Origin of the sequence: Pantoea sp. CTOTU50773 (assembly GCF_032082325.1) — a bacterium.
Taxonomy (GTDB): Bacteria; Pseudomonadota; Gammaproteobacteria; order Enterobacterales; family Enterobacteriaceae; genus Pantoea; species Pantoea communis.
This window is the reverse complement of the sequence record NZ_DAMDQC010000159.1, coordinates 1-9,785: the sequence shown is the minus strand read 5'-3', so window position 1 is coordinate 9,785 and position 9,785 is coordinate 1. Positions and strand designations below refer to the sequence as shown.

5 protein-coding genes and 2 tRNA genes are annotated in these 9,785 nt (G+C 56.7%); 3 read left to right on the top strand and 4 right to left on the bottom strand.

The features are described 5' to 3' along the window. Window positions 1-6: 6 nt before the first annotated feature. A tRNA-Met gene (locus tag RT340_RS19155) sits at window positions 7-83 on the top strand. A 52-nt stretch (window positions 84-135) separates the two neighbouring features. Continuing rightward, window positions 136-212, top strand: a tRNA-Met gene (locus RT340_RS19150). 79 nt (window positions 213-291) lie between these two features. Here the strand turns inward: RT340_RS19150 and amiC are convergent. Then, window positions 292-1,527, bottom strand: coding sequence for an N-acetylmuramoyl-L-alanine amidase AmiC (gene amiC / locus RT340_RS19145; RefSeq protein ID WP_034823092.1), 1,236 nt, complete (start codon window positions 1,525-1,527; stop codon window positions 292-294). Window positions 1,528-1,759: 232 nt separating this feature from the next. Here amiC and argA point away from each other — a divergent pair, with 232 nt between their 5' ends. Continuing rightward, window positions 1,760-3,088 (top strand): amino-acid N-acetyltransferase, encoded by a 1,329-nt coding sequence (argA, locus tag RT340_RS19140; protein ID WP_313377507.1) that lies wholly within the window; start codon window positions 1,760-1,762, stop codon window positions 3,086-3,088. Window positions 3,089-3,302: 214 nt separating this feature from the next. On the opposite strand, the gene recD is transcribed toward argA, so the two are convergent. From recD to RT340_RS19125, 3 genes are all read right to left on the bottom strand, one after another. Then, complete coding sequence (recD, locus tag RT340_RS19135) at window positions 3,303-5,153, bottom strand: exodeoxyribonuclease V subunit alpha (RefSeq protein ID WP_313377506.1); 1,851 nt, start codon at window positions 5,151-5,153, stop codon at window positions 3,303-3,305. Beyond that, window positions 5,150-8,695 carry an exodeoxyribonuclease V subunit beta gene (gene recB / locus RT340_RS19130; RefSeq protein WP_313377505.1) on the bottom strand — a complete coding sequence of 1,182 codons (3,546 nt, stop codon included), beginning with the start codon at window positions 8,693-8,695 and terminating at the stop codon, window positions 5,150-5,152. Before recB ends, recD begins: the two co-directional genes overlap by 4 nt. Further along, window positions 8,692-9,785: insulinase family protein (locus RT340_RS19125; protein ID WP_313377504.1), on the bottom strand; the 1,094-nt coding region annotated here is incomplete at its 5' end. The genes recB and RT340_RS19125, both read right to left, overlap by 4 nt.

Genomic DNA, 9,785 nt, shown 5'->3' with positions numbered 1-9,785 from the left:
GACGGACGCGGGGTGGAGCAGCCTGGTAGCTCGTCGGGCTCATAACCCGAAGGTCGTCGGTTCGAATCCGGCCCCCGCAACCAATTCTTCTTAAGTGAAGAGACAATTTGAAAGTCGTGTAACGCGTCAGACGGACGCGGGGTGGAGCAGCCTGGTAGCTCGTCGGGCTCATAACCCGAAGGTCGTCGGTTCGAATCCGGCCCCCGCAACCAATTACAGATAAGCACCTTAACGGGTGTTTTTTTGTTTTTGGCTTCCGGTAAAAAAAGCGGCGCAGTGGCCGCCCTCCTCTCAGCGACGCGCCAGCACCGCACCTTTATCGAAATACGCCTTAATCCCATGCAGAATCGCCTCAGCCACCTGATGCTGATAACGCGGCGTGCGCAGCTTACGCTCCTCCTCCACATTACTGATAAACGCGGTCTCCACCAGAATCGACGGAATATCCGGGGCTTTGAGCACCGCAAACCCCGCCTGATCCACCGTGCGTTTATGCAGGTGATTAATGTGGCCCATGCGCGATAACACCTCTTTGCCGAACTTAAGGCTGTCGCTGATGGTCTGCCGCTGCACCATATCGAACATGGTGTGATCCAGATAGCGGTCACCGCTCATGCTCACCCCACCAATCAGATCCGATTCGTTCTGGGTTTGTGCCAGGAAGCGCGCTGCGGTTGAGGTTGCGCCGCTGGTCGAAAGGGCGAACACCGACGAACCGCGCGCCGCACGGCTGGTAAAAGCATCGGCGTGAATCGAGACAAACAGATCGGCGCGCTGTTTACGTGCTTTCGCTACCCGCACGCGCAGCGGGATAAACACATCCTCGTTGCGCGTCATATACGCCTTCATGTTGCGCTCTTTGTCGATCAGCGCCTTCAGATAGCGACCAATCTTCAACACAATGTCTTTTTCGCGCGTTTTGTATTTGCCATGCGCACCGGGATCTTCGCCACCGTGGCCGGGATCGATCATGATGATGATCGGACGATCGCGCCCCGCTTTGCCCGGCAAAGGTGCTTGCGCCGGTTGATCACGCTCAAGATCGCCCTGGTTGTAATCGTTCAGTAACGCCAGTAGCGGATCCTCTTCCGGCGAGGGCTGGCTCGGATAGAGATCGACCACTAAGCGATGTTTGATGCCCGCAACCGGTGCCAGCGTGAAGATCTTCGGCGCCACGTTGCGTTTCAGCTCCAGCACCACTCGCACCGTGTTGGCATCAAACTGGCCAACTCGCGCATGTTTGATATAGGGATCGTCAACGCGCACTTGCTTATCCACCCCTCTCAGGACCGGATTGATATGCAGGTTATCGATGTCGATCACCAGACGATCGGGATTGCTCAACGTGAACTGTTTGTACTTGAGGGGGACGTTCGACTCCAGCGTCACGCGGGAGTAGGTTGACGATGGCCAGATGCGCACCGCCACAATGTGCTGACTGGCCGCCAGCCCGGTTCGCGTTACGCTTAATAGCATGAGCGCACCCGCGCCCTGCAATAATCGTCGTCGTGTAAAAGCCTGGGACATGCCGCTCCAACTGCCGTGTAGTGTCTAAAATATCGTCAATTGACGAGAGGAAGGCGAAAACTTTGCTTAACAAGCCATGGGTTGTTTTGCCAGAAAAACCAGATAATGCAGGCTGTTAGCGAGGGTTGCATCAGGAAAATCGTAAAGTAACGTCAGGCCCGGCACTTGCATTAGCTGGCAAAAGAGCATAAAAATACACAAATTACGAATAAACATTCACAGAGGGTTTGCCGTGAAGGAACGTAGTACTGAACTGGTTCAGGGTTTTCGCCATACCGTTCCCTATATAAATGCCCACCGTGACAAGACCTTTGTCATTATGCTTGGCGGCGAAGCTATCGAGCATGAGAACTTTTCCAACATCGTTAACGACATTAGCTTGTTGCATAGTCTCGGCAATCGCCTCGTGGTTGTCGATGGTGCCAGACCGCAAACTGATGCCAGCATGGCGCAACAGCAGCTGGAACCGAGTTACCACAAACACACGCGCGTAACCGATGCCCAATCACTGGAACTGGTGAAGCAGGCAGCAGGACGTTTGCAGCTGGATATCACCGCACGCCTGTCGATGAGCCTGAATAACACCCCGCTGCAGGGCGCGCACATCAACGTGGTAAGCGGTAACTTTATTATTGCCCAGCCGCTGGGCGTCGATGATGGTGTGGACTACTGCCACAGCGGCCGTATTCGTCGTATTGATGAAGAAGCCATCCATCGTCAGCTGGATAATGATGCCATTGTGCTGCTCGGCCCAGTCGCGGTGTCGGTGACCGGTGAAAGCTTTAACCTGACATCAGAAGAAGTGGCCACGCAGTTGGCGATTAAGCTAAAAGCCGAGAAAATGATTGGCTTCTGCTCTGAACAAGGCGTCACCAACCGCGAAGGTACGATTATCTCTGAGCTGTTCCCCAACGAAGCGCAGGCGCGTATCGATGAGATGGAGAACGACGGTGATTTCCTGTCAGGCACCGTGCGTTTCCTGCGCGGCGCGGTGAAAGCCTGCCGCAGCGGCGTGCGTCGTAGCCACCTGATCAGCTATCAGGAAGATGGCGCATTGATTCAGGAACTGTTCTCGCGTGACGGTATTGGTACGCAGATTGTGATGGAGTCCGCTGAGCAGATTCGTCGCGCCACCATCAACGATATTGGCGGCATTCTCGAATTGATTCGCCCGCTGGAGCAGCAAGGCATTCTGGTGCGTCGTTCGCGCGAGCAGCTGGAAATGGAGATCGACAAATTCACCATTATTCAGCGCGACAATCTGACCATCGCTTGTGCCGCACTCTATCCGTTCCCGGATGAGCAGATTGGTGAAATGGCCTGCGTGGCGGTGCATCCCGATTACCGCAGTTCTTCACGCGGTGAGCTGTTGCTGGAGCGTGTGGCGCTACAGGCTCGTCAAATGGGCCTGAAGAAGCTGTTTGTACTGACCACCCGCAGTATTCACTGGTTCCAGGAACGTGGCTTTACGCCGGTGGATATTGAGTCATTGCCGGAGAGTAAGAAGCAGATGTATAACTATCAGCGCCGGTCCAAAGTGCTGATGGCGGATTTGCGCTAACGGCGGGGAATGCCAGCTAACGCGGTTAAAGGCGGTTAAAGGCAGTTAAAGGCAGTTAAAGGCAGTTAAAGGCAGCGTAGGGTAGGTTTCGCTAAACGGTCTGGAATTGCCCAACGTCTTAAACTGATAACGTTGTCAGGATGCGCATCCACGCGCATCCAATAAAACATCTGCATTGCCTGCGGTCGGTTTCTTTACCGACCTCAACTCTCGCTCAGAATGACTCTCCGCTTAACCGGTCCAACAATCCGCTGCGACGCTGAGTGCGTAATTGCACCGCACGACGAAATACGCCTTCATCGCTGTAAAGGGTTAACTGTTTGCGCGCACGCGTAATGGCGGTGTAAATCAGTTCGCGGGTGAGTACCGGTAAAAACTGTGCCGGCATCACCAGCGCGGTATGCTCGAACTCCGATCCCTGCGATTTATGCACCGTCATCGACCAGGCCGTATCATGCGCCGGTAACCGGCTTGGCTGTACGGCTTTGATGCTGCCATCCGGCAACGGGAAGAAAACTTTCAGCAGCCCTTCATCATCAAACAGCGTAATGCCAATATCGCCGTTAAACAGCCCAAGCGCGCTGTCATTGCGAGTCACCATCACCGGACGGCCCTGATACCAGCGGCTCCCCCCCAGCGGACGACGAATCAGCTGCATCTGCATCAGTTTTTGCTCAATACGCTGATTTAATCCCTGCACGCCAAACGGCCCTTCGCGCAATGCGCACAGCAGCTGATAATGCCCAAATGCGTGCAGAATCTCTGCGGGCTGTGCTCGCTGGCTCACCAGCCGCAGGAATGGACGGTAGCCTTCCGCGATAGCATTCAGCATTGCCTGATAGGCCTCGCCATCATTGAGTGGCTGGCGTGATATATCGCTGAAGCCCGCGTTAAATGCCGCCTCAACCGCCTTTGGCTCACCGGCATTGACCGCAGCCGCCAGCTTGCCGATGCCCGAGTTAGCATCAAAGCGATAGCTCTTGCGTAGTAGGCAGATGGCGTCGCGCACGGCTGGCGCGCTGTCATCATCGTGGCCTTCAACCTGGCAACCGGTTAACGCACTCAGCTGGGCTGCACGCGCGACGCTGTATCCCGCTTCCGCACAGCGGCAAATATCGCCCAGTACCGCACCGGCTTCTACTGACGCCAGCTGATCGCGGTCACCAAGAAAAATCACGCGCGCCTGGGGTGGCAGTGCGGCGATGAGATTGGCCATCATGCCCAAATCAACCATTGAGGCTTCATCCACCACCAGCACATCCAGATGCAGCAGGTTACCGGCGTGATAGCGCAAGCGCTGGGTTTCGGGCTGGGCACCTAGCAAACGGTGCAGCGTGGTAGCTTCCGCTGGGAAGCGTTGGCGCTCAGTGTCGCTGACCGGCAGTTTTTGCAGCGCTTTACCGAGCGATTCGGTTAAACGCGCCGCCGCTTTGCCGGTCGGGGCTGCCAGTTGAATGCGCAGTGCACCCTGGCTCAGGCGAATCAATGCCGCCAGCAATTTTGCCACGGTGGTGGTTTTCCCGGTGCCTGGGCCGCCGGAAATGACTGCTGTTTTCTGCGTTAGCGCCACCGCCGCCGCGATTTTTTGCCAGTCATCGGGTTCAGTACCAAACAGGTTATCCAGTACCGCACGCACCTCTCCATCAGGAAATGCCTGCGGAGCAGACTGCGCCTGAAAGAAACGCGCCACCTGCCCTTCATGGTGCCAGAGACGATGCAGATAAAGACGGCCTTCGGTCAGTACAATCGGTGCTGCCTGCTCGTTGTTGCTGTTGCTCAGAGCAGGCCAGCCAGCCAGAATTTGCGTCCAGTCCTGCGGCTCGCCCGCCGCCAGCCAGATGGCCTGCGCCAGTTCAGGATGGCGGCCATTGAATAACCCTTCACGGCTCAGCTGTGACAGCGGTAAGCAGACGTGCCCCTCACCCGCTTCCGCGCTGAGACAGGCAGCCGCCAGGAGGCGTGCTGGCTGCGTGTCATCCGCCAGCAACAGGGCGAACTGAACATCCAGTGAGCGCAGCAAACGCAGCTCAACCGCCTGTTGAAGTAGCGCTGTAATGCCACTCATGCCGAGGCTCCCTGCCCGCGAAACAGGCTATCCAGTTGTGAAACAAAATCCAGAGTTGGCCGTGTGTGGAATACGCCGTTGGCCGGTGAAGTGCCATCCATGCCACGCAGGAACAGATAAAACACGCCGCCAAAGTGCTGCTCGTAGTCATAATCTGCCAGGCGATGTTGAAGATAGCGATGTAGCGCCAGCGTGTAGAGTTGATATTGCAAATCATAGCGGTGGTCGATCATCGCCTGTCTCATCGCTGCTGGCGTATAAGCTTCGTGGCTGTCGCCCAGCCAGTTGGATTTGTAATCCAGCAGGTAATATTTGCCTTGCCAGCGGAACACCAGGTCAATGAAGCCTTTCAACATGCCCTGTACCTCACGAAAATCGAGCGGCGGCGCATCGGACGATAAAGCATCCTGACGGATCAGCGCATCCAGATCATTCGCGGTCAGCAAACCGTCAATCGGCAAGTAGAAGCCCATCTCCACGAGTCGATCGCTGGTCTGTACCTGACCGAGCTGTATCCCCTGATCGTTGAGCGGCGTACTCACCACGCGCGCAATCCAATCCGTCAGTATCGGTTGCCAGTACAATGGATAGCCATTCTGCTGCAGATGTTGCTCCAGCAATGCGGCCGTGGGGGGATGTGGGAAATCGAGAGATTCGAACAGTTCATGCAGGAAAGTCCCCGGCGCGGCGCCGCGCGGGAAATGGTGCGGTGTCAGTGCAGCTTCAGCGATCTCTTCCTGCTGTTCTTCGCCTGCGGCTTCCAGGTCAAAACTCGGCATCACATCTAGCAGCCGCTGGCTGCCATGCTGCTGCAAACCGGAGTAACTGGTGACACGCCAGGGTTCCACCAATGTGCGGCTGACGGTGCGGGCGGCCAGCGCGTCATGAGCGGCATCAGGCGCCTGCCAGCGTTCGGCTTCCTGATCCTGCACGCGCATCACTTCAGTGCCCGCGACATTGATCTGATTGAGTAACATGTCCAGCTGTTCCGCTGTCGCCGCTTCACCGCGCTGCAAAAGATGGCCCAGTGCGCTTTTATGCAGATCGCTCTCGCCTTCTTTTTTGCGCGTGCCGCGAAACAGCGGTGCCACACCTACGCTACAGTGATACACCGAACGGGTAAGTGCCACGTACAGCAAGCGCAGGTCTTCGGCCAAACGCTCCTGCTCGGCCATCGCCAGGCTTGCGTCATCTGCCTGCAGATCCAGCACCGCCTCAAAGTTGTCGCGATCGTGATACAGCGCGGTATCTGCCTCGCGGAATCCGGCAGCGAACGGCAGCCACACCAGCGGATATTGCAGTCCTTTAGATTTATGGATAGTGACGATCTGCACCAAATGGCGATCGCTTTCCAGACGCAATTGCTGGCTGGACGACTGACTGTCCGGGTTGGCTATCTGCTGCGCCAGATAACGCACCAGCGCGTGCGGGCTGTCGAGCTGCGCCGCCGCTTCCTGCATCAGTTCACCCAGATGCAGCAAATCGGTCAGGCGGCGTTCGCCATTTTCTGAGGCGAGCAGGTTTTCCGCAAGCTGGCGTTCCTGTATCAGCTGGCGCAGCATCGGCAGTACGCCGCGCTGCTGCCACAGCAGTTGCCAGCGGGCAAAAGTCTCTACCAGCTCATCCCAGCCTCGCGCATCCTGATCCAACGCATCTAGCTGTGCCGCATCGAAGGCAAACAGCGAGGTAGCGAGCGCCGTGCGCAGCATGCGCTCCTGCTCGGGAGCCAGCACCGCCTGCAGTAACCACAGCAACTCGCGCGCTTCGGGCGTGGTATAGACGCTGTCGCGGTTCGATAAATAAACCGAGGGAATGCCAAGCTGGTTAAGTGCTTCGCGGATCAGATTGGCTTCGTTGCGGCTGCGCACCAGCACCGTGATATCCGATGCCTGCACCGGGCGTTGCGCGGCCGCTTTACCCAGCAGTGCACGCTGTTGCTGCCCCGCCTGTAACCAGTGGCTGATATCCGCGGCACACTGTCGCGCTAACGCCTGCTGATAATCGCCTACGCTGCACCCGTCGCCCGGCAGCAGCCAGAAACGCAGTGCCGCCTGATCCTGGTTATCCAGTGTGAGAGAAAGCGTCTGATTTGGCTCAGCGAAGTGCACCGGCAAGAAAGGGATAGCATCAAAGACAAAAGGCGCTTCGAGCCGATTGAACAGCTGATTGACGCTCTCCACCATTGCTGGCGAAGAGCGCCAGTTGGTGTCGAGGGTGTAATGCGCGCTCACTTCATTACGTGCGCGAATATAGGTAAAAATGTCTGCGCCACGAAAGGCGTAAATGGCCTGTTTTGGATCGCCAATTAACAGCAATGCATGGTCAGGCTGATTACCGTACAGCGTACGGAAAATACGGTATTGCTGCGGATCGGTGTCCTGGAACTCATCAATTAACGCCACCGGGAAACGCTGACGAATCGCCTGCGCCAGCATTTCTCCTGCAGGCTGCTGCAGGGCATCATCCAGTCGGCTCAGGAGATCATCAAAACCCAGCAGCGCCTGCTGGCGTTTCTCTTTCCGTACGGCGGCGCGGATATCCACCAGCGCGCGCGCAATCAGCAAATCGCGTAGTGAAATGGGCTGAGTCAGAAACAGGTCGATGGCCGCAAACAGGGCATGGTGCGGAGGATGGCCTTTTTTGGTTTTCTCCTCCAGCACCCGTTGACCAAAGCGCGCCAGCTCTGCGGGCACCTGATAATCCAGGGTTTCACTCTGTGCCCAGAAACTGACTTTATTCACCCACACCGGCAGATTTTTACTGCTGTAGCTGCGTTTGTCCACGTCGGACTGCCCCACCAGCGTCAGCACCTCTTCACCCACCGCGCGCCACTCGGCTTTCATCGCGTTAATACGCGCCAGGTTTTCGTTGTGGCGCATCGTCAGCGTTTCGTCGTCAGCGGGCGCTAAACGCAGGTTAGGTGATTCGCCTTGCAGCCACGGCCGCAACGTCGCCAGCAATTGCTCCGGACCACTCCACTCACTGACAATCACGCGGGCGATATCCAGCGAGAGTGGATAACAGTGGCGACGCCAGAAATCGGCAGTGGCCTGACGCAGCAGCTGTTGTTCATCTTCAATCAGCTGCTGTTCAAACAGCATGCCGGATTCAAAGGCGTTGAGATTGAGCATGCGCTGACAAAAGCCGTGGATGGTAAAGATCGCCGCTTCATCCATCTGCCGCTCTGCAGCCAGCAGTAGCGATGCCGCTTCTGCAGGTTGCGGCATCTCCAGTAGCAACTGCATCAGCATCGGATTGCGGCTGGTACCGCGAATGCAGGCCAGCCGCAGCTCATGGATGTTGGCACGGATACGTCCGCGCAGCTCTGCGGTGGCCGCCTCAGTAAAGGTCACGACCAGAATTTCTTCGACCGACAGTGGCCGGGCATAGGCATGTTGCCCGCCCAGCCCCAACAAAAGCCGCAGATAAAGCAGACCAATAGTGAAGGTTTTACCGGTTCCAGCAGACGCCTCAATCAGCCGCTCGCCACGCAACGGCAGCGTCAGCGGATTGAGCGGTTCTGGCGGCTGAATCAGACTCATTGCGCGTCACTCTTAACCGGCAGGGATTGCTGTAGCTTCTCCACCTGATCCCAGGTCGTGAAGCCCGGCAGAGGTGCATAATCATCTTTGGTGGCGCCATCGTGGCTACCGCCAATCTGCGAAATCATCGCCATACCCTGCTGTTCCAGCACCGCTTTATGGAAGAAATCGGCCACGCCCTGCGGCGTGAGCTTTTGAATCTGCTCGATGGCTTTTTCACGGGTATCGAAAGCAAAATTCTGCCGGTTGAAGTCACGGCTGTAGCGATTCGCTTCTTCATCAAGCGTTTGCGGGCGCTGTTTTAAGTCATTGATCAGCGCCTGCTGATACTGGGCAAAATCTTCCGGTTTCATGTCGCGCAGGCGTTGCTCAGCCTGCGGATAAAACGCCTCAAAGCGCTGCATCAGATAGGCTGGCTGCTTGCTGTTGCTTTGCAGCAGGAAGCCAATCCCCCACTGGCGACCAATCGGCATCTGATACGAGAACACCGCATAGCCCAACTGTTCCTGGGTGCGCAGTTGGTTATAGAACCAGGGTTGGACAATCTGGCTCAACATGGTGCTGTTGGCCATGCTTTGATACTCGTCGTAACCCAGTGGCACGTAGAGTGCTGCCAGTGCTGAATCCGTGCTGCTTCCTGCGGTTTGCAGGTTGGCCTTCATGGCTTTATCGATCACCACGTAATCGCTGTGCCAGTAACTGTGACCATCGCTGTGCAACTGCTGTTGCAGATCGGTGCCCAGCTGTTTAACGCGATCGGCGGAGAGGTTGCCCACCACCATCATTTCCGGCGTGGCGTTGCGCAGTAAGGCATCACGGTAATCCGTCACGTCTTTCAGCGTCAGATCTTTCACTAACTTGCGGCGCGTCTCACGCTGGGTATACGGCAGCTGTGACAGCATCTGCATCGGTTGAATCGCCTGCTCGAAGGCTTTGCCCTTCTCGGCGGCTTCCAGTCGATCCAGATACCAGGATTTTGCCTGTTCCAGCTGCTGTGCATCAGGCTGGAAGCTGGCGTAACCCTCAACCAGTTTTTTCAGCAGTTCTGGTAAACGCTGGGTAAAGCCACTGGCGCTAAATACGATGCCGT